General features: G+C 62.1%; 22 protein-coding genes. 3 read left to right on the plus strand and 19 right to left on the minus strand.

The features are described 5' to 3' along the window. Positions 1–8 precede the first annotated feature (8 nt). The 16 genes from ACYQ2U_RS13440 to rpsB all read right to left on the minus strand — a co-directional run bounded on the left by ACYQ2U_RS13440 (position 9) and on the right by rpsB (position 14,888). Positions 9–809, minus strand: a complete 801-nt coding sequence (locus ACYQ2U_RS13440) for a TrmH family RNA methyltransferase (protein WP_459950886.1) — start codon at positions 807–809, stop codon at positions 9–11. Then, positions 802–1,392: a ribonuclease HII gene (gene rnhB, locus ACYQ2U_RS13445; RefSeq protein WP_459950887.1), complete on the minus strand. Its 591-nt coding sequence runs from the start codon at positions 1,390–1,392 to the stop codon at positions 802–804. The genes ACYQ2U_RS13440 and rnhB overlap by 8 nt, the downstream gene beginning before the upstream one ends. Beyond that, a complete protein-coding gene (lpxB, locus tag ACYQ2U_RS13450; RefSeq protein ID WP_459950888.1) occupies positions 1,389–2,555 on the minus strand; it encodes a lipid-A-disaccharide synthase in 1,167 nt (388 codons plus the stop codon). Before lpxB ends, rnhB begins: the two co-directional genes overlap by 4 nt. Positions 2,556–2,634: 79 nt before the next feature. Then, positions 2,635–3,417, minus strand: coding sequence for an acyl-ACP--UDP-N-acetylglucosamine O-acyltransferase (gene lpxA, locus ACYQ2U_RS13455; protein ID WP_459950889.1), 783 nt, complete (start codon positions 3,415–3,417; stop codon positions 2,635–2,637). Beyond that, the gene (gene fabZ, locus ACYQ2U_RS13460) at positions 3,414–3,851 is read right to left on the minus strand and encodes a 3-hydroxyacyl-ACP dehydratase FabZ (RefSeq protein WP_459950951.1); all 438 of its coding nucleotides are present in this window, start codon (positions 3,849–3,851) and stop codon (positions 3,414–3,416) included. The genes lpxA and fabZ overlap by 4 nt, the downstream gene beginning before the upstream one ends. A 5-nt stretch (positions 3,852–3,856) precedes the next feature. Next, entirely contained in the window at positions 3,857–4,879 is a 1,023-nt protein-coding gene (gene lpxD / locus ACYQ2U_RS13465; RefSeq protein ID WP_459950890.1) for a UDP-3-O-(3-hydroxymyristoyl)glucosamine N-acyltransferase, read from the minus strand. Between the two features lie 9 nt (positions 4,880–4,888). Next, positions 4,889–5,401 carry an OmpH/Skp family outer membrane protein gene (locus tag ACYQ2U_RS13470; protein WP_459950891.1) on the minus strand — a complete coding sequence of 171 codons (513 nt, stop codon included), beginning with the start codon at positions 5,399–5,401 and terminating at the stop codon, positions 4,889–4,891. Positions 5,402–5,415: 14 nt separating this feature from the next. Continuing rightward, complete coding sequence (bamA, locus tag ACYQ2U_RS13475) at positions 5,416–7,701, minus strand: outer membrane protein assembly factor BamA (RefSeq protein ID WP_459950892.1); 2,286 nt, start codon at positions 7,699–7,701, stop codon at positions 5,416–5,418. 4 nt (positions 7,702–7,705) lie between these two features. After that, positions 7,706–9,055: an RIP metalloprotease RseP gene (gene rseP / locus ACYQ2U_RS13480; protein ID WP_459950893.1), complete on the minus strand. Its 1,350-nt coding sequence runs from the start codon at positions 9,053–9,055 to the stop codon at positions 7,706–7,708. A gap of 2 nt (positions 9,056–9,057) precedes the next feature. Beyond that, complete coding sequence (ispC, locus tag ACYQ2U_RS13485; protein ID WP_459950894.1) at positions 9,058–10,260, minus strand: 1-deoxy-D-xylulose-5-phosphate reductoisomerase; 1,203 nt, start codon at positions 10,258–10,260, stop codon at positions 9,058–9,060. Continuing rightward, positions 10,248–11,051 carry a phosphatidate cytidylyltransferase gene (locus ACYQ2U_RS13490; protein WP_459950895.1) on the minus strand — a complete coding sequence of 268 codons (804 nt, stop codon included), beginning with the start codon at positions 11,049–11,051 and terminating at the stop codon, positions 10,248–10,250. The genes ispC and ACYQ2U_RS13490 overlap by 13 nt, the downstream gene beginning before the upstream one ends. After that, positions 11,044–11,814 (minus strand): polyprenyl diphosphate synthase, encoded by a 771-nt coding sequence (gene uppS / locus ACYQ2U_RS13495; protein ID WP_459950896.1) that lies wholly within the window; start codon positions 11,812–11,814, stop codon positions 11,044–11,046. Before uppS ends, ACYQ2U_RS13490 begins: the two co-directional genes overlap by 8 nt. 28 nt (positions 11,815–11,842) lie before the next feature. Continuing rightward, a complete protein-coding gene (frr, locus tag ACYQ2U_RS13500; protein WP_459950897.1) occupies positions 11,843–12,400 on the minus strand; it encodes a ribosome recycling factor in 558 nt (185 codons plus the stop codon). 9 nt (positions 12,401–12,409) lie between these two features. Next, positions 12,410–13,132 carry a UMP kinase gene (pyrH, locus tag ACYQ2U_RS13505; protein WP_459950898.1) on the minus strand — a complete coding sequence of 241 codons (723 nt, stop codon included), beginning with the start codon at positions 13,130–13,132 and terminating at the stop codon, positions 12,410–12,412. 22 nt (positions 13,133–13,154) lie between these two features. Beyond that, on the minus strand, positions 13,155–14,054 hold the full coding sequence (gene tsf / locus ACYQ2U_RS13510) for a translation elongation factor Ts (RefSeq protein ID WP_459950899.1): 900 nt from the start codon (positions 14,052–14,054) through the stop codon (positions 13,155–13,157). Positions 14,055–14,135: 81 nt separating this feature from the next. Next, positions 14,136–14,888 carry a 30S ribosomal protein S2 gene (rpsB, locus tag ACYQ2U_RS13515; protein WP_459950900.1) on the minus strand — a complete coding sequence of 251 codons (753 nt, stop codon included), beginning with the start codon at positions 14,886–14,888 and terminating at the stop codon, positions 14,136–14,138. Between the two features lie 256 nt (positions 14,889–15,144). Between rpsB and map the strand changes: the two genes are divergently transcribed. Both map and ACYQ2U_RS13525 read left to right on the plus strand, forming a co-directional pair. Continuing rightward, positions 15,145–15,945, plus strand: a complete 801-nt coding sequence (map, locus tag ACYQ2U_RS13520; RefSeq protein ID WP_459950901.1) for a type I methionyl aminopeptidase — start codon at positions 15,145–15,147, stop codon at positions 15,943–15,945. 4 nt (positions 15,946–15,949) lie between these two features. Then, entirely contained in the window at positions 15,950–18,541 is a 2,592-nt protein-coding gene (locus tag ACYQ2U_RS13525) for a [protein-PII] uridylyltransferase (protein WP_459950902.1), read from the plus strand. Between the two features lie 31 nt (positions 18,542–18,572). Here the strand turns inward: ACYQ2U_RS13525 and ACYQ2U_RS13530 are convergent, their stop codons facing one another. Then, a complete protein-coding gene (locus tag ACYQ2U_RS13530; protein ID WP_459950903.1) occupies positions 18,573–20,474 on the minus strand; it encodes an ATP-binding cassette domain-containing protein in 1,902 nt (633 codons plus the stop codon). A 27-nt stretch (positions 20,475–20,501) separates the two neighbouring features. After that, on the minus strand, positions 20,502–21,350 hold the full coding sequence (locus ACYQ2U_RS13535) for an NAD-dependent protein deacetylase (protein WP_459950904.1): 849 nt from the start codon (positions 21,348–21,350) through the stop codon (positions 20,502–20,504). Positions 21,351–21,432: 82 nt separating this feature from the next. Between ACYQ2U_RS13535 and ACYQ2U_RS13540 the strand changes: the two genes are divergently transcribed. After that, positions 21,433–23,085 carry an ATP-binding domain-containing protein gene (locus tag ACYQ2U_RS13540; protein ID WP_459950905.1) on the plus strand — a complete coding sequence of 551 codons (1,653 nt, stop codon included), beginning with the start codon at positions 21,433–21,435 and terminating at the stop codon, positions 23,083–23,085. Positions 23,086–23,113: 28 nt separating this feature from the next. Here the strand turns inward: ACYQ2U_RS13540 and def are convergent, their stop codons facing one another. Next, positions 23,114–23,647: a peptide deformylase gene (gene def / locus ACYQ2U_RS13545; protein WP_459950906.1), complete on the minus strand. Its 534-nt coding sequence runs from the start codon at positions 23,645–23,647 to the stop codon at positions 23,114–23,116. Between the last annotated feature and the right edge of the window lie 73 nt (positions 23,648–23,720).

A 23,720-nucleotide genomic window follows, 5' to 3' on the forward strand; every position in this document is an offset into this window, starting at 1 on the left:
GACTCAGCTCATCGTCTCTTTGAATAAGCGGTAAAAAAACAGATGGCGGCAGCGGCAGCCACGTTCAACGACTCTGTCCCGCTTGCCATTGGAATACGCATCCTATCAGTACACAGCGCCACGATGTCGGGGGAAACACCCCGCCCCTCGTTCCCCAATACCCAGGCGGCAGGCTCGGAAGAGAAGGTATCCACATGTAGCTCGGCGCCATCCAGCACCAGGGCGATGGTTCTGCCGCCGTACTGGGGCAATGCCTGCGCCAAGTCCACCTGGTCGTGGAGATGCAAGGCGAAATGGGCACCTTGGGCGGCCCTCAGCACCTTGGGCGACCAAACCGCCGCGCACCCCTTGCCCAGTAGGATGTGGCGGATGCCAAAAGCGGCTGCCGAACGCAAAATCGAACCCAAGTTACCCGCATCCTGCACACCGTCGAGAACACCCCAATCCTGAAGGGGGACCAGAGCATCCTGCCATGAGGAGGGAGAGACGATGGGAATCACGGCAAGAATGCCCACGGGAGAGACCACCCCGCTCAATTCGCGAAACAGCGCATCGCCGATCAGGAGTCGCTCAGGACAATCGCTTTCGGAAAGTAACTCGACGACTTCGGGGTGACGCTGCCCAGACTCGCTGACGACCAGGGTCTGAATGGGATAACCATGGTCCAGGCAGGCGCGGACCAGATGCGGCCCATCGGCCAGCGTCAGTCGCTCCTTGCGCTGTAAGGCAGGATCCGAGGCCAACTGACGGAGTTGCTTGAGCCTCGGATTGTGCCGGGAGGTCAGGTGCAACAGGCCATGGTCAGTCATGACGGATGCCCGGCATACCCAACAATTTTTTCACCGGCCCATAACTACGACGGTGAACGGGACTGACCCCGTGCCGCGCCAAGGCCTCGCGGTGGGCTGCCGTGGGATAGCCCTTGTGCTGGTCGAACCCGTAGCAGGGAAAGGCCTCGTGCAGCTTGAGCATTTCCGCATCACGGGCGGTCTTGGCCAGGATGGACGCCGCCGAGATCTCCGCCACGAGGGCATCGCCGCCGATGATGGCGCGGCTCGGCCAGTGCCACTTCGGCAAGCGGTTACCATCCACCAGCACCTCGGTGGGCATGGTTGTCAAACCCGCCACGGCCCGAGACATGGCCAGCAGGGTTGCCTGGAGGATATTCATCGTGTCGATTTCCTCGACCGAGGCACTGGCGATGCACCAAGCCATGGCCCGCTCACGGATGAGGGGCGCCAAGCGATCCCGTGCCTTTTCAGAAAGTTTTTTCGAGTCGGCGAGCCCCTCGATGGGCCGCTGCGGATCGAGAATGACGGCTGCGGCATAAACTGCCCCCGCCAAGGGGCCGCGTCCGGCCTCGTCCACACCGCAGCACAAGGAGACCGTCATGCAGGGACCAAGGGTAGTGGCGGCAAATGGCCGAGCACCGCTTCCGTGGCTCGGGTAGCGGTATCTTGCCGCAACGTTTGATGAATGGCAGTAAAACAGGCCTCGATACGGCGGATATAGGTCTTGTCCGCGACCTGATTCCCCAGCGCCTGGGCCAGGTTGTCGGGTGTTGCATCATCCTGCAACAACTCCGGCACGACGAAGCGTCCCGCCAGGACATTGGGCAAGCCCACCCACGGCTGGTAACGCATGCGATTCATTTTTTTCCAGGACCAGGGCGACATCTTGTAGGTGATCACCATGGGCCGCTTCAACAGGGCAGCCTCCAAGGTCGCCGTGCCACTGGCGACGAGCACACCATCACTGGCCGCCATGGCGTCCTGGGCATGACCGAACAGCAATTTGAAAGGCATTTCCTGGGCGCCGAGTTTCCACAGAGCTGTCTCGAATTGATTCCGCGTCTCCCGGGAAACCAGCGGCACGAGGAACAGGGCTTGGGGGAAGCGGGCCAACAAGCGCTTTCCGGTTTCGATGAAGGTCTCGGCCATGTACTGCAACTCGGACTGGCGGCTTCCGGGCAACAGGGCGAACACCGGTCCCTTGACGTCCCCCAGTGCCAGCCGCTCCCGAGCCGAGGAACGGTTGATTTCCATGGGAATCACATCCGCCAAAGGATGACCAACGTAGCTGACCGGGATCCGCTGTTTTTCGTAGAGTTCCGGCTCGAAAGGGAACAGGGCCAGCATGCGGGACACTGACTTGGCGATGGACTTGATCCGCTCGCCACGCCAGGCCCAAATGGAAGGGCTGACAAAATGAATGGTGGTGAGCCCTGCCTTCTTGAGCTTGGCTTCCAACCAAAGATTGAAATCCGGGGCATCGACACCGATGAACAAGTCCGGTTTATCGGCCTTGAGCCGACGTAGCAGGTCGCGGCGGATGCCGGTGATCTCACGGTAATGACGCAGTACCTCGGCATAGCCTCGCACGGCAAGCTTTTCCGCCGGCCACCAGGCATCAAATCCCTGGGCTTGCATTTTGGGACCGCCGATGCCGTAGAACTGGGCGTCGGGGAGCCGCTCCTTCAGGGCGGCAATCAGATGGGCGGCCAGGAGGTCGCCGGAAGCTTCGCCCGCGACAAGGGCAATTCGGATCGGTTTCATGCCTAGGATTGTCGCTTAACTCTCCCCGGACAAATCGGGGAAAACCCGGAAAAAACCCGGCAAATCGCCGGGCTTCAGGCTAGCGGATCACGCCCCGGCCGGAATCGGCCAGGAAATCCACAAAACAGGCCAGTTCCGGTACGGTCGCGACTTCGGCGGCAATCGTCGTCCGTGCCTCTTCAAGGCGCTGACCGGACTTGTAGAGCACCTTGTAGGCACGCCGGATAGCGGCGATGGCCTCGGGAGAAAACCCGCGCCGCTTGAGGCCTTCACTGTTGATGCCATGGGGCTGAGCGGTGTTGCCCGAAGCCATCACATAGGGCGGCAAATCCTGGAGCAGGATGGTGCCCATGGCCGTCATGCTGTGGGCACCAATGCGAACGAACTGATGGACAACGGTAAAACCACCAAGAATCGCCCAATCCCCGACGTGAACGTGGCCAGCCAACTGGGCGTTGTTGGCGAAGATCGTGTTGTTCCCCACCATGCAATCATGGGCCACGTGCACATAGGCCATGATCCAGTTGTCGTTGCCCATGCGGGTGATACCACCATCCTGTACCGTGCCGCAGTTGAAGGTACAGAACTCACGGATGGTGTTGCGATCACCGATCTCCAGCCGCGTCGGTTCGCCCTTGTACTTCTTGTCCTGGGGCTCGCCGCCGATGGCGGCAAAGGAGAAAATCCGGTTGTCCCGCCCGAGCCGAGTATGGCCGCCAATCGTCACATGGGGCGCCACTTCGCAACCATCACCGATTTCCACATGCTCGCCGATGACGGAATAGGCGCCAATCGTCACGCCCTCACCCAATCGGGCACCGGGATGGACGATGGCGGTCGGATGAATAACGACGCCGCTCATTCCAGGGGGCGCACCGTACACATCAGGTTGGCTTCCGCCGCCACCTGGCCATCCACCTTGGCCACGGCGGCAAACTTCCAAATACCCCGCTTATTAGCCTCGATGGTCACTTCGAAGATCAATTGATCGCCGGGGCTGACGGGACGCTTGAAACGGGCATTGTCGATGCCGACGAAATAATAGACGGACTTGTCGTCGGGCTTGCCGCCCATGGTCTTGAAGGACAGGATCGCCGCCGTCTGGGCGAGGGCCTCGATTACCAACACCCCAGGCATCACCGGATGGTGGGGATAGTGGCCGGGAAAGAAGGGCTCGTTGATGGTGACGTTCTTGAGGGCCGTGATGCGTTCACCGGGCACCACCTCGAGCACGCGGTCCACCAGCAGGAAGGGATAGCGGTGGGGAAGATATTCGAGGATTTCATGGATATCCATGGCCGTCATGACTTTTTCTCCAATTCAACGAGCCGATTTTCAAGGGCGCGTATTTTATCCGCCATGGCGTCCAGATGCCGCAAACGGGCGAAATTTCTCAACCAGTCCTCGTGGGGCATGAAGGGCACCGTCCCCGTGTAGCTACCGGCACGGGTGATGGACTTGGCCACCAGGGTGCCGGACGAGACATGGACGTCATCGGCCAGTTCGATATGACCGAGGATGATCGCCCCACCGCCAATGGTGCAACGCTTGCCGATGCGTGCGCTGCCGGCGATACCGACACAACCCGCCATGGCGGTGTGATCGCCGACATGGACGTTGTGAGCGACCTGGATTTGGTTGTCGAGCTTGACGCCGTTGCCAATCACCGTGTCCTCCAGGGCGCCACGATCAATGGTGGTATTGGCCCCCACCTCCACGTCTTCCCCTAGGCGAACAGCCCCCGTCTGGGGAATCTTCAGCCAGCGACCGTCCTGTTCCCGGGCAAAGCCGAATCCGTCCGCACCAATCACGACACCGCTATGAATCAATGCGCGACGGCCGATGACGCTGCCCTCGTAAAGGCTGACCCGGGCGTACAGCCGGCTCCCCTCCCCCACACAACTGCCTTGGGCAAGGGAACACTGAGCGCCAATCACCACACCATCACCGACCTGAACACCCTCGTCGATGAAAACGCCGGCTCCCACCTCCACGGTAGTCGGCAGGGGCGACAACACGACGGCGCTGGGGTGGATACCCGGACGGACCGGTCGCGGCGGATTTAAAAGACCGGCGAGACGGGCGAAATACAGGTATGGCTGAGCCGTAATGATGCAGGGTAGCTGGCAACGCTCCGCCATCTCCGGCGCGAGGATGACGGCAGCAGCGCGGCTGCGGCTTAGTTTCGCGACATAACGAGGATTGGAAAGAAAGGCGATATCGCCGGGGCCCGCTGTCTCCAGCGGAGAAACCCGGAGAATCTCGATGTCCGCCGAACCCTTGAGTTCCCCGCCAAGGCGGTCGACAAGCGCGCCCAGTCGCATGAAAACGGACTATTTACCGTCCGCCAGGGCCTTGATGACCTTCTCGGTGATGTCGACGCGGGGATTGACGTAGGCAGCTTCCTGCAACACCAAGTCAAAGCCCTCCTTCTCGGCGATCACCCGGATCGCCTTGTTGGTCCGGTCCACGACCGCCTGGAGTTCCTCGTTGCGGCGTGCATTGAAGTCTTCGTTCAATTCACGCTGCTTGCGCTGAAAGTCCCGGGTGGCATCGGCTAGTTCCCGCTCTTTTTGCTTACGGGCCGATTCGCCCAGGGTCACGCCGTTCTTTTCAATATCCTCTTGGAGCTTTTGGGCCTGTTGCCGGACCTTTTCCAAATCCTGGCCACGCTTCTCGAACTCCTTTTCGAGTTTCTTCATAGCCTTCTTGGCCGGATCGGAGTCGCGCATCACTTTTTCAATATTGATGATGCCGATCTTTCCTTCCGCCCGGGCGACACCCGCGACAACGAGCATCAATGCGGCCAGGCTAAACATCAGAGCATTCTTCATCACGTTGGTCACCTTCATCTCCTGCATCAGAACGACGACCCCATCTGGAATTGGAGCCGCTGGATCTTATCGGTACTGTCCTTCTTGATCGGCGTAGCAAAACTGAACTTGAGGGGGCCCATGAAGGAGCTCCAGGTCACCGCCATACCGGCCGAAGCACGCAGGTCCGACAGGGCAATCTTTTGATCGCTACCCCACACCTGGCCCACGTCGACGAAGGTACTAAGGCGCAAGGATTTGTCCTGCCCCGAGCCGGGCATCGGGAACAGCAATTCGGCATTCCCCACCAGGCGCTTGGTGCCGCCCATGGAGGTGCTTGTCGTGGCATCCTTGGGGCCCAGCGTCGCGGTATCGAAACCACGCACAGAACCGATACCCCCCGCATAGAAGTTCTTCCAGAACGGCAGCTCCTTACCGCCAAAGCCCTTGGCCATGCCCGCCTCACCGTTGAGCATCAGCGTAAAGGTCTTACTCAAGGGCAGGTACTGCTGATGCTGGAAGCTGGCTTTGTAGTAGCGCAAGTTGCTGCCCGGCACGGATAACTCACCATTGATCCGACGGGTGAAACCGGAAGTCGCATACAGCCGGCTATCCACCGTGTCCTCAACCCAACCCACCGAAGCCGCCAGGGATGAGAATTTGTTGCCGTTGGCGTTCACCCAGTCGATATAACGCTGCGGACTGTTGGACGTCAGGGAGATTTTGGTGGAGTCGTAGGCCAAGCCGAAGTTGATCTTCTGCTCATCCGCCACGGGAATCCCATAGCGAATACCGCCCCCCCAGGAGTTCACATCGTAGCTGGCAATGGAGGAGGTGTACTGCGAGGTATCGGTTTTGCGGCGATAGACGTCAAAACCACGACTGACGCCATCCACCGTGTAATAGGGATCGGTATACGACAGGGAGTAGACCTTGTTGGCCTTGCTCGTATTGAGTTGCACACCGACGCTGCGGCCGCTGCCGAACAGGTTCTGTTGTTCGATCGAGCCGGAAAGCACGAGCTTTTCGCTGCTGGAAAAACCGGCACCCAACATCAGGTTGCCGGTGGGCCGTTCCTTGACCTTGACCTCCACGTCCACCTGGTCGGTGGTGCCGGCAACAGCTGGGGTCTCAACGGACACGTCCTCGAAGTAACCCAGGCGATCGACACGCTTCTTGGATTTATTGATCCGCTCCCCGTCGTACCAGGCGGACTCCATCTGGCGGAATTCGCGGCGCACCACTTCGTCCCGGGTCCGGGTATTGCCGACCACGTTGATCTTGCGCACATAAACCCGCCGGCCCGGATCGACGTAGATCGTGAAGGAAGCCTCGTGTTTTTCCTTGTCCAGGTCCGGTGCGGCATTGACGTTGGCAAAGGCATAGCCATCGTTGCCCAGGCGATCGGAAATGGCCTTGGTGGTCGCCGTCAGGTTGGCCCGGGAATAGGTATCGCCCGGTTTCACCATCACCATCTTCCTCAACTCCGCCTCGGGCACGAGCAGATTGCCCGCCAGCCGGACGGCCGCCACCTTGTAAGGCAGACCTTCGCTAACGTTGATGGTGATGTAGATGTCTTTTTTATCGGGAGAAATGGAAACCTGCGTGGAGTCCACATTGAACTCGAGGTAACCGTTGTCGAGATAATGGGAGCGCAGGGTTTCCAAGTCCGCGCTGAGCTTCTGCTTCGAGTATTGGTCGTTCTTGGTGTACCAAGTAAACCAGCCGGGCGTCCGAAGCTGGAACAGGGCCAGCAAGTCCTTCTCGCTGTAGACCTTGTTACCGATGATGTTGATCTGGCGAATCTTGGCGATATCGCCTTCTTCCACGTTGAAGTTGATGCCGACCCGGTTCCGCTCCAGCGGGGTCACCGTCGTCGTCACGTTGGCGGCGTAGTAGCCGCGACTCAAATACTGGCGCTTGATTTCCTGCTCAGCCTTTTCCAGCAGTGACCGGTCGAAAATCCGGGACTCAGAAATCCCCAGCTCCTTGAGAGCCTTCTTCATCTGGTCCTTTTCGAAGGCCTTCATGCCGACGAAGTCCAGGGCCGAGATCGCGGGGCGCTCATCCAGCACCACCACCAAGACGTTGCCTTCGATTTCGAGGCGAACGTCCTTGAAGAACCCGGTGGCGAACAATGCTTTGATGGCCTGGGCGGCCTTGTCGTCGTCGAGGGTATCCCCCACCTTGACCGGCAGGTAGTTGAACACCGTACCTGCCTCGGTACGCTGAATGCCCTCTACGCGGATGTCCTTGACGACGAAGGGATCGAAAGCGCTGGCCGTGGAAGCAAAGAAGGTTGCGACAAGCCCGGCCAGTAATGTTTTCTTCATGAGGTTAGCCGAAGAAGAGACGATTGAAGTCGTTGAATAGGGCAAAAGCCATCAGCAAACCGAGGATGCCAAAACCGACGCGCTGACCGATTTCCATGGCCCGCTCGGAGACTGGACTACCCTTGATGAACTCCGCCAAATAATACATCAAATGCCCCCCATCCAGGATGGGGACAGGCAGCAGGTTAAGGACGCCGAGACTGATACTGATCAGGGCCAAAAACCGCAAATAGGGCATCACGCCGAGCTGTGCTGACTGCCCGGCATAGTCGGCGATGGTCACCGGACCAGAAATGTTTTTCCAGGAAATATCGCCGGTCACCATGCGCCCCATCATGGACAGGCTCAGGCGGATGGTGCTCCCGGTCTGATGCAAGGCCTGAAGCATTGCCTGCCACGGGCCGTAACGCATTTCCAGCAACATGGCGTTGGGCCGATCCGACTTCACGGCCGCGCCGATGCGGCCAATGGTCTGCCCTTTGACCTGAACGGCATCGGGCACCAGGTTCAGGCGCATTGACCGCCCTTGGCGCTCGATGTCGAAAACCATGTCCTTGCCGGGCGCCTTGCGCACCTGGGTCACCAAAGTCGCCCAATCCTCCAAGGGCATACCGTCAATGGCGACGATCCGATCATCCCCCCTGAGCCCCGCCCGCTCGGCCGGCGACCCGGCTTGCACGGCCCCCACCAGCGGCGGAAGTTTTGGCTGAAAGGGCACCAAGCCCAGCTTACGCATCAGGTCGCTATCCAGATCGGTCGAGCTAAGAGAATCCGTCGGCACCTGGACCGACCATTCCCGCCCATCCAGGGTCAAATCAAGACTGGCCGCCCGATTGGCCAAGCGGGCCTCCAATACCGCCAACCGAAATTCCGACCAGGTTTGCAGGGGCTTGCCATCCACCCCGCGCACCAGGGCACCCTCCGTCACACCGGCATGGGCAGCCGGCGTATCGGCCAGGGGCATGGCCAACAGGGGCCGTAGCTCCTGTACGCCTCCCATGAACATGCCCCAATAAATCACCACGGCCAGCAACAGATTGGCGATCGGGCCCGCCGCGACCACCAGGGTGCGCCGCCCCAGGGACTGGCGATTAAAGGCGCGATGGGCTTCATTGTCGGCCACCTCGCCTTCCCGCTCGTCGAGCATCTTGACGTAACCGCCAAGAGGAATCAGGCCGATGGACCAAGTCGTGCCATCCTTGCCGATCACCCGCTGATAAACGCTGCGACCGAAACCGATGGAAAAGCACAGCACCTTGATGCCGCAGGCTCGGGCGGCGAGATAGTGGCCCAATTCATGAACCGTGACCAGGATGCCCAGAGCCAGCAGGAAGGCGATGGGATACCAGAGCATGGCTAGGGCATCAATCCGGCAACGATACGGTTTGCCGCCACGCGCGCGTCAGCATCCGCCGCCAGCACCGCGGCCAGATCAGGCGTCGGGCCGTGGGGCACCGCTGCCAAGGTATCCGCGATCACCTGGCTGATCGCCATGAAGGGCAATCCATCCGCCAGGAAGGCCGCCACCGCCACTTCGTTGGCGGCGTTGAGCACGGCGGGGGCATTGCCGCCCAGGGCCAGGGCACGGTACGCCAGGGCCAGGCAGGGAAAACGGTCGAAGTCGGGCGGCTCGAAATCAAGCCTGGCCACCGCAAACAAATCCAGGGACGCCACACCGGACTCGATCCGATCGGGATAGGCCAAGGCATGGGCGATGGGCGTGCGCATGTCGGGATTGCCCAATTGGGCCAGGACCGAACCATCCGTGTATTGCACCAGGGAGTGAATGACGCTTTGCGGATGCACCACCACCTGGATGTCCGCAGCTGCCGCATTGAACAGCCAATGGGCCTCGATCACCTCCAGCCCCTTGTTCATCATGGTGGCGGAATCCACGGAAATCTTCCGCCCCATCACCCAGTTGGGATGGGCGCAGGCCTGGGCCGGAGTCACGTTCGCCAAATCAGCCAAGGGCGTGGCGCGGAACGGCCCACCCGACGCCGTCAACAGGATCTTGCGCACGCCGGCGGCGGCGAGATCCCCGGAAAAACTGGCCGGCAGGGATTGAAAGATCGCATTGTGCTCGCTGTCGATGGGCAGCAGCACGGCCCCACTACGCCTCACCGCAGCCATGAACACAGCCCCGGCCATGACCAGAGCCTCCTTGTTCGCCAACAGAATGCGCTTCCCCGCCTCGGCCGCGGCCAAGGCGGAAGGCAATCCCGCAGCACCGACAATGGCCGCCATCACCGTGTCGGTTTCCTGCAGGGAGGCCACCCGCACCAAGGCATCGGGACCATGCAGGATGGTGAGACCGGGGACGGCATCGCCAAGGCGCCGAGCCAACTCAAGGGCCGCCGCCTCCGACCCCGCCACGGCGAATCGGGGATGATGTTGACGACACTGCTCCGCCAACAGGTCCATGCGCGTATGGCCGCTCAGGGCCAGGACCTCGTAGCGCTCGGCATGACGGGCCACCACATCCAGGGTGCTGACGCCGATGGAGCCCGTGGCGCCAAGAATGACGAGTCGTTGCCGCGCCACGGTCAACCGAGCCAATGCAGCAACAGCGCCACCAGGGGCAAGGTGGAGGTCAGGCTGTCGATGCGGTCAAGAATGCCGCCATGGCCAGGCAAAATCCCGCTGCTGTCCTTGATCTCCGCCTGGCGCTTGAGCAGGGATTCGAACAAATCCCCCATGATGCTCAATACCGTCAGCACCACCAGCGCCAGCGCCAGAAACAACCACTCGCCCACCGCAACCGGGCTGGCCACGCCCGCCAGGGGCCAGACCAACAGACCGTAAGCAGTCACGCCGACCAGTGCGCCATAGGCGCCTTCGCGGGTTTTGCCGGGACTGATGGCCGGCGCCAATTTGTTTTTACCCAGGGCACGCCCAGTGAAATAGGCGGCGATATCGGCCACCCAAATGGCGGCCAACACCGCCAGCAAGACCCAGGGGCCTCGCTGATGCAAGGCCACCAGGGCCGCCCAGGTCGGCACGATGGCGACCACGCCCAAGGCATAGGCCGCAAAATCATTGCCGCCGAAGGTCCACCGACGCACCAGCCAGAGCGGTGCCAGCAACAACCAGAACATGGCGGACAATCCCCACAGCAAGGGGAACAGCTCGGCCTGGGTTTCCCGCAACATCCAGCAGAAAAAGAAAACCATGCTGCCGTACAAGCAACGGGTGGCGCCGTCCTGCTTCATCAGGCCGGCCCACTCCCAGCCTGCCAGGGCGGCAATCAGGGCGAAGGCGGTCAACACCACCAGGTCCGGCGCGGCGAACAGCAGCCCGAGCAAGGCGGCCACCAGCACCAACGCGGTCAGCACGCGGGCTTTAAGCATCGTTGGCTGCCGGCGGCGGTACCACCAGCTGCTCGCTGGTCCGACCGAAACGCCGCTCCCGACGCTGATAGGAAGCGATGGCTTCATCCAAGGCGGCACGATCAAAATCGGGCCAGAGGATGGGCGTGAAATAGAACTCGGAATAGGCCAATTGCCACAACAGGAAATTGCTTACCCGCTCCTCGCCACCGGTACGGATGAACAGGTCAGGCTCGGGGGCATAGGCCATCGCCAGGTAGGGAGCCAGATCGCATTCCTCAAAGTGACCGGCCTTCTCGGGCTGGGCCAGCGTCATGCGATTGACCGCTTGCAGAATGTCCCAACGCCCGCCGTAATTGGCGGCAATGGTCAGCGTCAGTTTTTGATTGTCGGCGGTCTTTGCCTCGCCGCGACGAATCAACTCCAGCAAGCGGGGCTCGAAGGGGGACAGGTCGCCCACCACCTTGAGACGCACGCCGTTGGCGTGCAATTTGTCCACCTCCGCCTCCAGAGCCGAGACGAACAGTCCCATCAGGAAGGACACCTCGTCCTTGGGACGACGCCAGTTTTCGGAACTGAAGGCAAACAGGGTCAGAAATTCGATGCCCTGCTCAATGCAGGCCTTGACCATGGCCCGCACCGTTTCCACGCCGCGCTTGTGGCCGGCCACCCGGGGCAGGTAGCGCTTCTTGGCCCAGCGCCCGTTGCCATCCATGATGATGGCGACGTGGCGGGGAACCGGCGGCGCGGTGGGAATGTCCCGGGTTGAGCTGGAAAAGATCATGAAAAAAAAGAAGCGAGGTCGATGGCGCTCAGATCGCCATCAGATCCTTTTCTTTTTCCACCAGCAGCTTGTCCACTTCCGCCACGTAGCGGTCAGTGAGTTTCTGGATTTCGTCCTGGGCGCGACGCTCGTCGTCCTCGGAGATTTCCTTTTTCTTCAACACGTCCTTGAGGGCGTTGTTGGCATCGCGGCGCAGATTGCGCACGGCCACCTTGGCGTTCTCACCTTCGCCCTTGACGACCTTGATCAACTCCTTGCGGCGTTCTTCGGTCAGCGGCGGCATGGGCACGCGGATGATCTCCCCCATGGTGGCGGGATTGAGCCCCAGATCGGCATCGCGGATGGCCTTTTCCACCTTGGCCACCATGGGCTTTTCCCAGGGCTGGACGCTGATGGTACGGGCATCCATCAGGGTCACGTTGGCCACTTGGCTCAGGGGCACCATGGAACCGTAGTACTCCACTTGAACATGATCCAGGATCCCGGTATGGGCGCGGCCCGTACGGATCTTGCCCAGATCGTTCTTCAACGCCTCCAGGCTCTTCTGCATTTTCTGTTCGGTGGTTTTTTTCAACTCGGGAATCATGCCCCACTCCTAAACATGAACAAGCGTGCCTTCATCCTCGCCCAGCACCACGCGCTTCAACGCGCCGGCCTTGAAGATGGAGAACACATTGATCGGCAATTTCTGGTCGCGGCAAAGGGCGAAGGCCGTGGCATCCATCACTTGGAGATTGCGGCCGATGGCTTCGTCGAAGTGGATCTTGGCGTACCGCGTCGCGCTGGGGTCCTTCTTGGGGTCGGCGGTATAGATGCCGTCCACCTTGGTGGCCTTCAACACGATCTCGGCACCGATCTCGGAACCCCGCAGGGCGGCGGCCGTGTCGGTGGTGAAGAAGGGATTGCCGGTACCGGCCCCGAACACCACGACCTTGCCTTCTTCCAGATAGCGGATGGCCTTGCCCCGGATGTAGGGCTCCACCACCTGCTCGATATTCAGGGCCGATTGCACGCGGGCTTGCAGGTCGACGCGACGCATCGCGTCGGCCAGGGCCATGGCGTTCATCACCGTGGCCAGCATGCCCATGTAGTCGGCGGTTGCCCGATCCATGCCCGTGGCCGTACCGGCCACGCCACGGAAGATGTTGCCGCCGCCGATCACCACGCCGATCTCGACCCCCATCTCAGCCACCGCCTTGATCTCGGCCACGATGGAACCGAGCATGGTGGTGTTGATGCCGTAGGCGTCGTCCCCCATCAGGGCCTCGCCGGACAGCTTGAGCAGGATGCGTTTGTAGCGTGGTGTGGCAGCGGTCATGGGCAGTATGTTTCCTCGCGGTTTATTTCTTCGCAGCGGCAGCAGCGGCTTGTTCGGCCACTTCAGCGGCGAAGTCGGTCACCTTCTTCTCGATGCCTTCACCGACGATGAACAGGGTGAAGGAAGCGACGGAGGCGCCCTTGGCCTTCAGCAGTTGCTCAATGGTCTGCTTGCCGTCTTCAGCCTTGACGAAGACCTGGCCCAGCAGGGTGACCTCCTTGAGGAACTTCTGCACGGTGCCTTCGGCGATCTTTTCCAGCATCTCGGCGGGCTTGCCGGCTTCCTTGGCCTTTTCGATGGCCACGCGACGCTCGGCAGCGATCAACTCGGCATCCACACCGGAAGCATCCAGGGACTTGGGCTTGGACGCGGCGATGTGCATGGCGATGTCCTTGGCCAGGGCTTCGTCGCCACCCACCAGGTCGATCAGCACACCAACCTTGGCGCCACCGTGAATGTAGGAAGCCAGCTTGCCCTTGGCTTCGGTACGCACGAAGCGGCGGATAGTCATGTTCTCGCCGATCTTGCCGACCAAGGCCGAACGGGTGGATTCCACGGTGCCTTCGCCCATGGGCAGGGCGGACAGGGCCGCCACGTCGGCGGGGTTCTTTTCGGCAACCAGGGTGGCGCTGCCGTTGGCCAGGGCGATGAATTCGTCGTTCTTGGCAACGAAGTCGGTTTCGCTGTTCACTTCAACGATGGCGCCAGTCTTGCCGTCAGCGGAAATGCTGATGGCGACGATGCCTTCGGCGGCGACGCGGGTAGCGGCCTTGGAGGCCTTGTTGCCCAGCTTCACACGGAGAATTTCTTCAGCCTTGGCCATGTCGCCAGCGGCTTCGGACAGGGCCTTCTTGCATTCCATCATGGGCGCGTCGGTCTTTTCGCGCAGTTCCTTGACCATGCTTGCGGTGATTTCCGCCATGACACTTACTCCAGATTCAAAAAAACAATCGCCACGGCACCCGGCCAGAAAACGACCGGATCGCCGTGGCAGGAAAGATGATTACTCGGCAGATTCTTCGACTTCGACGAACTCGTCGTCACCGCCGACGGCAGCCACCACTTCGCTCAGGGATTGGGCCTTGCCTTCGAGGATGGCATCGGCGGCACCGCGGGCGTACAGACGGATGGCGCGGCTGGAGTCGTCGTTACCGGGGATCAGGTAGTCCAGGCCTTCGGGGGAATGGTTGGTGTCAACCACACCGACCACGGGGATGCCGAGCTTGTTGGCTTCGGTCACGGCGATCTTGTGGTAACCCACGTCCACCAGGAAGATGGCGTCGGGCAGGCCGCCCATGTCCTTGATGCCGCCGATGGACTTTTGCAGCTTTTCCATTTCCCGTTGCAGCACCAGGCCTTCCTTCTTGGACAGCTTCTCGAAGCTGCCGTCCTCGGCCATTTGCTCGAGTTCCTTCAGGCGCTTGATGGAAACCTTGACGGTCTTGAAGTTGGTCAGCATGCCGCCGAGCCAACGTTCGTCAACGAAGGGCATGCCGGCGCGCTGGGCTTCCTCGGCGATGATTTCGCGGGCTTGGCGCTTGGTGCCGACGAAGAGGATGGTGCCCTTCTGGGAAGCCAGCTTCTTCAGGAAAGCCATGGCTTCGTTGTACTTGGCCAGGGTCTTTTCCAGGTTGACGATATGAATCTTGTTGCGATGGCCGAAGATATAAGGGGCCATCTTGGGGTTCCAGAAGCGGGTTTGGTGGCCGAAATGGACACCGGCTTCCAGCATTTGACGCATGGTGGTGGTAGTCATCGAATTGTGCTCCGATATGGGTTGGATCCGCCGCCTGGCCGTATTGCAATTCCCTCAAGGGAAATCACCCACTCGGTGCCAGACGTGTGAATTTGCCCTGCTCAAACCAAAAACATTCCAGGGCAGCCCGAGATTATAGCGATATCAGCGTCTTGGCGGCAAGGTTTGCAGCACTTTCTTGCCCTGACGGGCCTTTCTGGCGCTTTGCCAGGGGGCTGCGTAGAATGGCGAACCCAACCAGAAACTGCGGAACATCATGGGAATTTCCCTAAAAACCCCTGAAGAAATCGAAAAAATGCGTCTCGCCTGCCGTCTTGCCGGCGAAGTCCTCGACTACATCACCCCCTTCGTCCAACCCGGCACCACCACTGAAGAATTGGACCGCCTCTGCCATGACTACATGGTGAATGTCCAAGGCTGCGTTCCCGCGCCGCTCAACTACGCCCCGCCGGGCTACACCCCCTATCCCAAGTCCATCTGCACCTCCATCAACCACCAGGTCTGCCACGGCATCCCCAACGACCGCCCCCTGAAGAAGGGCGACATCGTCAATCTGGACATCACCACCATCAAGGATGGCTGGCACGGCGATTCGAGCCGCATGTTCATCGCCGGCGAAGCCTCCATCCTGGCCAAGCGACTGTGCAAAGTGACCTATGAGTGCATGTGGAAGGGCATCGAACAGGTCAAGCCGGGCGGTCACCTGGGCGACATCGGCGCCGCCATCCAGCGCTACGCGGAAAGCCAGGGGTTTTCCGTGGTGCGGGAATTCTGCGGCCACGGCATCGGCAGCAGCTTCCATGAGGACCCCCAGGTGCTCCACTACGGCAAGGCCGGCACCGGCGTCGTGCTCGAACCGGGCATGATCTTCACCATCGAGCCCATGATCAACGCCGGCAAGGCCGCCATTTCCGAGCTGGCCGACGGCTGGACCATCGTCACCAAGGACCGCAGCCTGTCGGCCCAGTGGGAACACACCATCCTGGTCACCGACAGCGGCTATGAGGTCCTGACCCAGTCCGCCGGCGCACCGCCGAAACCCGACTTCGGCGCCTGAAGCCATGAGCCAAGTCCTCGCCCCCAGCGGCGACCTGTGCCGGACCCTGGCCGGCCAGTGCCGCAATCGTCTCCAGGATGCCATGGCCGCCCTGATCGCCGCCTATCGCGACAACGAAGACGACCAGGCCCTGTTGCGGGGCCGGGCGAAGCTGGTGGATACCACCCTGACGGACCTATGGCAACAATTGGCCATGCCGGCCCATCTGGCCCTGGTGGCTGTGGGCGGCTATGGACGCGGTGAACTCTTTCCCGCCTCCGACGTGGACCTGCTGCTGCTCACGCCCGAGGGCTTCGACCCGGCCACGGAGCCCCGACTCGAGCAGTTGGTGGGCCTGTTCTGGGACATGGGCCTGGACGTGGGCCACAGCGTACGTTCCCCCTCGGAATGCAAGGCCGAGGCCGACAAGGACATCACCGTCCAGACCGCCCTGCTGGAAGCCCGTTATCTCACCGGCGACAAGGTGCTGTACGACCAACTGGTGCAGCAATTGGCCGAATCCCTTGAACCGGGCGACTTTTTCAAGGCCAAGCAACTGGAGCAGGAAGAACGCTACTCCCGCTACCAGGACACCCCCTTCAGCCTGGAGCCCAACTGCAAGGAAAGCCCCGGCGGCCTGCGCGACCTGCAAATCATCCTCTGGGTGGCCAAGGCCGCCTACCTGGGCACGACCTGGGACGAACTGGTGCTGGAGGACCTGCTGACCCGGGAAGAGGCCCAGCAACTGGCCCATGCCGAGCGCTTCCTCAACCATCTGCGGATCCGCCTGCACCTGCTGCTCAAGCGCAAGGAAGAACGGCTGCTGTTCGACTACCAGGAAGCCCTGGCCCAGGCCATGGGCTTCGAGCGGACGGAAACCAAACGCGCGTCGGAAGTGTTGATGCAGCGCTATTACCGCAACGCCAAACTGGTCACCCAGATCAATACCCTCGTCCTGCAAAACTTCGGCGTGCGCCTGATCAAGCACCCGCCCACCCCGCCCCTGGTCATCGACGAACACTTCCAGGTATTGCGCGACCGACTGGACATCCGCGACACCAAGCTGTTCCAGACCCATCCGGCCACCCTGCTCAAGAGTTTCCTGATCCTGGAGCAACGCAACGAGCTGGTGGGCATGACCAGCCGTACCCTGCGCGCCCTGTGGCGGGCCCGCAACCGCATCGACGACGAATTCCGCGCCGACCCGGCCAACCGGGCCCTGTTCCTCAAGCTGTTCCAGCAGCGCCATCTGATCCGCGAACTGCGGCGGATGAACAAGTACGACATTCTCGGCCGCTACCTGCCCGCCTTCGGCCGCATCGTCGGCCAGATGCAGCACGACCTGTTCCACGTATACACCGTGGATCAGCACATCATGCAGGTCATCCGCAACCTGCGGCGCTTCGCCATGGCCGAGTTCGCCCACGAATACCCGCTCTGTTCCCGGCTGTTTTCCGCCTTCGAGCGCCCTTGGCTGCTCTACATCGGCGCCCTGTTCCACGACATCGCCAAGGGGCGTGGCGGCGACCACTCCAAGGAAGGTATGTCCGACGCCCGCCAGTTCTGCGCAGAGCACGGCATCGAGGGCGAAGACGCCGACCTGGTGGTGTTCCTGGTGGAGCAGCACTTGACCATGTCCGCCATCGCCCAGAAACAGGACGTGGGCGACCCGGAGGTCGTCACCGCTTTCGCCGCCATGGTCAAGAACGAGCGCCAGCTCACTGCCCTGTATCTGCTCACCGTGGCCGACATCCGCGGCACCAGCCCCAAGGTCTGGAATGCCTGGAAGGGCAAGCTGCTGGAAGACCTGTTCCGCGGCGCCCGCAGCGTGCTGCAAGGCAATCCGCCGGGCCAGCTGTCCGCCACCGGTATCCCGCCCCACCAGCAGGAAGCCCTGACCCAGCTGCGCATGCGGGGCCTGCGCAGCGGCATCGAAAACGAGCTCTGGCAACGGCTGGACACCACCTATTTCCTACGCCACGATGCCGACGAAATCGCCTGGCACACCCGTACCCTCTACTACCGGGTGGACAGCCCGGAACCCGTGGTCAAGGCCCGGCTCATTCCCATCGGCGAGGGCCTGCAAGTCATGGCCTACGTGCCTGACCAACCGGACTTGTTCGCCCGCCTCTGCGGTTTCTTCTCCCGCTACGGCTATTCCATCGTGGACGCCAAGATCCACACCACCAAGCATGGTTACGCCCTGGACAGCTTCGTCCTGCTCGATGCCCAGGAACACCTACCCTACCGGGACATGATCGCCCTCATCGAGCACGAGCTGGTGGAACTGCTCAAGGCACAACCACCCTTGGAAGCTCCGGCCCGGGGCCGGCTGACCCGCCAGGTCAAGCATTTCCCCATCCCGCCGGAAGTCAGCATCCGCGCCGACGACAAGGGCAACCGCTACGCCCTGGCCATCACCGCCGCCGATCGTCCCGGCCTGCTGTACACCATCGCCTACCTACTGGCGCAGCACCACATCAACTTGCACACGGCCCGGGTGAACACCCTGGGCGAGCGGGTGGAGGACATGTTCCTGATCTCGGGCAAGGAATTGGAGAAATCCGCGCCCCTGGTCAAACTGGAACAGGAGCTGTTGGCCGCCCTCCAGGTGTGAGCGGTGCCCCGCCCTATAGCGCTGTAGCGCCCTAGCCTGCGGCCCTCTGCTCCAACTGCTCCCACCGCTCCAGGGCCGCCAGCAGCTCGGCCTCCAGGGCCTGAGAGCGTTCGCCGAGGGCCTTGGCCTCGGCCGGCGCATCCCGATAGACGCTGCCGTCCGCCAGCCGTTCGCCGATGGTCTGCTGTTCGGCCTCCAAGGCGGCGATCCGGTCCGGCAAGGCGTCCAATTCCTTCTGTTCCTTGTAGCTCAAGCCCGACTTGGCCTTGGGCTTGACGACCGGCTTGGCGGCGGACGGTGTTTCCGCCCCCTTGGCCAGCGACTTGGTTTCGGCAGCGGCAACGGGGCGCATCCGCTCCCAGTCGGCGTAACCACCGACATACTCCTTCCAGCGGCCACCCCCCTCGAAGGCGATGGTTTGGGTCACCACATTGTCCAGGAAAGCCCGGTCATGGCTGACCAGCAGCAAAGTCCCCGGGTAGTCCTGCATCAGTTCTTCCAGCAGTTCCAGGGTCTCGATGTCCAGGTCGTTGGTGGGTTCGTCGAGCACGATCAGATTGGCGGGTTGAGCGAACAAACGGGCCAGCAACAGTCGATTGCGTTCGCCACCGGACAGGGTGCGCACCGGCGAACGAGCCCGTTCCGGAGCGAAAAGAAACTCCCCCAGATAACCGATCACGTGCTTGCGCTTGCCGCCGATCTCGACGTATTCCGAGCCGGGACTGATGGTGTCGGCCAGGGTGGCCTCCTCGTTCAACTGGGCCCGCATCTGGTCGAAATAGGCGATGGTCAGCCGGGTCCCCAATCGGACCTGGCCGCTGTCAGGAGCAACTTCGCCCAGAATCAGCTTGATCAGGGTGCTCTTGCCGGCGCCATTGGGGCCAATCAGGCCGATCTTGTCGCCGCGCAGGATGCGGCAGGAAAAATCCTCGACGATGGCGCGACCTTCGTAGTGCTTGCTGACATGGCTGAGTTCGGCCACCAATTGCCCCGAGGCCTCGCCCTTGTCCACCTGTAACTCCACCTGTCCCAGCCGATTGCGCCGCTCGGCCCGCTCCTTGCGCATATCCACCAGGCGGGCAATGCGGCCGACGCTGCGGGTACGACGGGCCTCGACCCCCTTGCGGATCCAGATCTCCTCCTGGGCCAATAGCTTGTCGAAGCGGGCATTGGCTTTTTCCTCTGCCACCAATAATTGGCTCTTGCGCTCCTGGTACTGGCTGTAGTTGCCGGGAAAACTCGCCAACTTGCCCCGGTCCAGTTCCACGATGCGGGTCGCCACCCGATCCAGGAAGCGGCGGTCATGGGTGATCAACAGCACGCTGCCGGCAAAGCCCAGCAACAATTCCTCCAGCCAGAGGATGCCATCCACGTCCAGATGGTTGGTCGGCTCGTCCAGCAACAGCAGATCCGGCTCGCCCACCAAAGCGCAGGCCAGGGCCAGGCGTTTCTTGGCACCGCCGGAGAGGCTGCCCACCAGGGCGTCCTCCCGCAGCTTGAGGGTTTCCAGCACCCGGCTGATCCTCGCCTCCACCGCCCAGCCGCCCGAGGCATCAAGGGCGTTCTGGACTTCGTGCAGCTTGTCGAGCTGCCCCGGGTCGTCGCCGGCCGCATGAATCAGGCGGTGATAATCCCGCAACAACTGGGCAGCCCCGCCAGCCTGGGAGACCACGGCATCGAACACCGCACTGGCCGGATCGAAGTTCGGTTCCTGGGGTACGTGGGCGACACGAATGCCGGCCGCCCGCCAAACCTCGCCATCGTCCAAGTGGGCCTCGCCGGCCAGGGCCTTGAGCAAACTGGACTTGCCAGTGCCATTACGGCCGATCAGGGCCACCCGTTCGCCGGCGTGCAATTGCAATTCCGTATGGTCGAGCAGCGCCACGTGACCGAAGGCAAGACAGGCATTGGAAAGGGAGGCAATCAAACTCACGATGTTCCGTTCTTCAATGGGTAAAGGTTATTCAACGCCCAAGCGAATGAGCAGCCCCGGCAGGGCATGGTCGCAGGGCTCTGCCAGCTTCAGCGCCAACAGATCGTCGGCCCGGGTCCGGCCAAGATTCACGGCCGCGATGGGTTTGCCCAGTTCCGCCGCCTTGAGGCAGAAACGATAGCCGGAATACACCATCAGGCTGGAGCCCGCCACCAGCAGGGCATCGGCCTGGGCCAGGGTGCGCATCGCTGCGTCCACCAGGCTTTTCGGCACGGTATCGCCGAAGAACACCACATGGGGCTTGAGCACGCCACCGCAATTTTCGCAGGCCGGCACCACCACCGAGGAAAAATCCGTTTCCACATCCGCGTCGCCGTCCGGCGCACTGCGGGCCTGGGCGGCGGCCTCCGCCAACAACCAGGCGTTGTCCAGCGCCAGGCGGGCCTGCAAATCTCGCCTGGCGGTGATCCGTCCGCAACCCAGGCACACCACCTCGGCAATACTGCCGTGCAACTCGCGCACCCGCTGGCTGCCGGCCTTCTGGTGCAAGCCATCCACATTCTGGGTCAGCACGCATTCAACGTGCCCCATCGCCTCCAGACGGGCCAGGGCCTCATGGGCGGCATTGGGCCGCGCATCGCCCAAAGTGGGCCAGCCCAACAGACTGCGCCCCCAGTAACGCTGGCGCACCGCGGCGGAAGCAATGAAATCCTGGTGGTTGACCGGCTGGCGGCGCTTCCATTGCCCGGCGGCATCCCGATAGTCGGGAATCCCCGAAGCGGTACTACATCCCGCGCCGGTCAAGACGAACAGACGGGGATGAGTGCGCACGAAGTCGGCCAATGCCGACAAGGCTGCCCCCTCGTCTCCGCCCATCCCTATCTCCCACCGTGAAGAGGCGGCATGATACCCGCCTCCATCCGTTACCATTCGCCTCTTCTTCCCCTCACCGACCACCATGGCCCACATACTTCCCGACGGCTGGCGCGAGTTGACGGTGACCGGCGCCGCCCAACGGGAAATCGAAACCCTGGCGCTGCTCGCCGCCGGCCTCCCCGATGCCTACACGGTGTACCACGCCGTGCATTGGACCAACATCGAACGGGGCTATGCCGTGTTTGGCGAAATCGACTTCGTCGTCGTCAATCCCGCCGGCAACCTGCTGCTGATCGAGCAGAAAAGCGGTTTTCTCGACGAAACCGCCGAGGGCCTGATCAAGCGTTACGGCGGCAAACCCAAGCCCGTGGCGGTACAGATGGCCCGCAGCCGCGACCACCTGGTCGGCAAACTGCGCCAGCGCGCCGGCTGCGCCGAGGTGATGGTGGACACCCTGCTCTACTGCCCCGACTACGCGGTCAAGCATCCCCACACCGCCGGCCTTGCGCCAGAACGGATCGTGGACAGCACCCGCCGGGAACAGTTGGTGGCGAAAATCCGCCAGATCCTGCCCGCTTCCGCCGACTCGGCGCCCGGACCCCAGGCCAAGGCGGTGCACCAGTTCCTCCAGGACGTGATTCAACTGCAACCGGACGTCAGCGCCCTGATGGGCCAGGCCCGCAGCCTGGTGACCCGGGTTGCCGGCGGCCTCGCCCACTGGGCACGGCAGTTGGAAATGACGCCTTTCCGCCTGCGGGTCACCGGCACCGCCGGTTCCGGCAAAACCCAACTGGCCCTGGCCGAGTACCAAGCGGCCCTGGCGGCCGGCCAACAGCCCCTGTACGTCTGCTTCAACCGGCCCTTGGCCGATCATTTCTCCCGCGTCGTCCCCGAAGGCGGTCTGGTCTGTACCTTCCACACCCTGTGCGACCGTCTGCTACGACACCACGGCATCACCCCGGACTTCAGCCAACCCGACGCCTTCCAGCGTCTGGCGGAACAGGCGGCCATCCTGGCGGTGCCCGATGCCCTGCGGTGCGACAGTCTGATCATCGACGAGGGCCAGGATTTTTCCATCCCCTGGCGCGATACCCTGCTGCGCCACCTACGGCCCGACGGCCGTCTGCTCTGGTTGGAAGATCCCTTGCAGAACCTCTACGACCGCCCCGCCGCTGCCCTGCCGGAATGGGTGGGATTGCGCGCCGACACCAACTATCGCTGCCCACGTCCGGTGGTCAGGTTGCTCAACGCCCTGCTCCCCCAGGAGGCCTACCCGCAGGGTATTGAAGCCGCCTCCCCCTTTGCCGGCGAGGAGGTGGACATCCTCACCTATGCCGACTCCGCCGCCATGCTGCAACAAGTGAAGGAGGCCATCCGCCGCTGCTATTCCGCCGGCTTCCGCAAGTCGGATCTGGCCCTGCTCAGCTACCGGGGCCGGGAGAACTCCCATCTGCTGCGCCACGACCGGCTCGGCGCCAACACGCTGAAAACCTTCACCGGCAAATACGACCTGCTCGGCCAGCCCATCTATAACGACGGCGACGTGCTGATGGAATCGGTGTATCGCTTCAAGGGACAATCGGCACCAGCGGTGATCCTGGCGGAAATCGACTTCGAGAGCCTCGACGACAAAGCCCTGCGCAAGCTCTTCGTCGGCGCCACGCGGGCCATGATGAAACTGGTGCTGGTGATTTCCGACCGGGCTGCCGAGCAATTACTGGCGCGCCTGGACTGAGGCACTAAATCACGGGACGAAGCCAAGCTTAATCGTCCCCGCCTGACAAACCCTCGGGAAAAAGTTCCTCGGTGAAACCAAAACGGCGAAAATCCTCCACCCGCATGGGATAGAGGATGCCGTCCAGGTGGTCGCACTCATGTTGCACCACCCGGGCATGAAAGCCCTCCACCTCCCGCTCGATGGGCTTGCCGAACACATCGCAACCGGCGTAGCGCAGGCGCTCCCAGCGGGGCACCCAACCACGCAGGCCGGGCACCGAGAGACAGCCTTCCCATCCCGCTTCCCGTTCATCGCCAATGGGCGTCAGTACCGGGTTGATGAGCACGGTATAGGGCACGGCGGGGGCGTCGGGATAGCGCTCGCTGTGTTCGAAACCGAAAATCACCAACCGCCGATTGACCCCGATCTGGGGAGCGGCCAAGCCCACGCCACCGGCTTCCCGCATGGTGTCCTCCATGTCTGCCACCAAGCGCAGCAGTTCGTCGCTACCGAAGTCACTTACCGGCTCGGCAATCCGCAACAGACGGGGGTCGCCCATGCGCAGAATGGGATGAATCATGATTTTCCTCCGCCTATTCCTTTGCCTCAGCGGTCCAGCCTCCGCCGCCTCTCGCGTCCACCGGGTCAGCGCA

The organism is Denitratisoma sp. agr-D3, assembly GCF_054658675.1.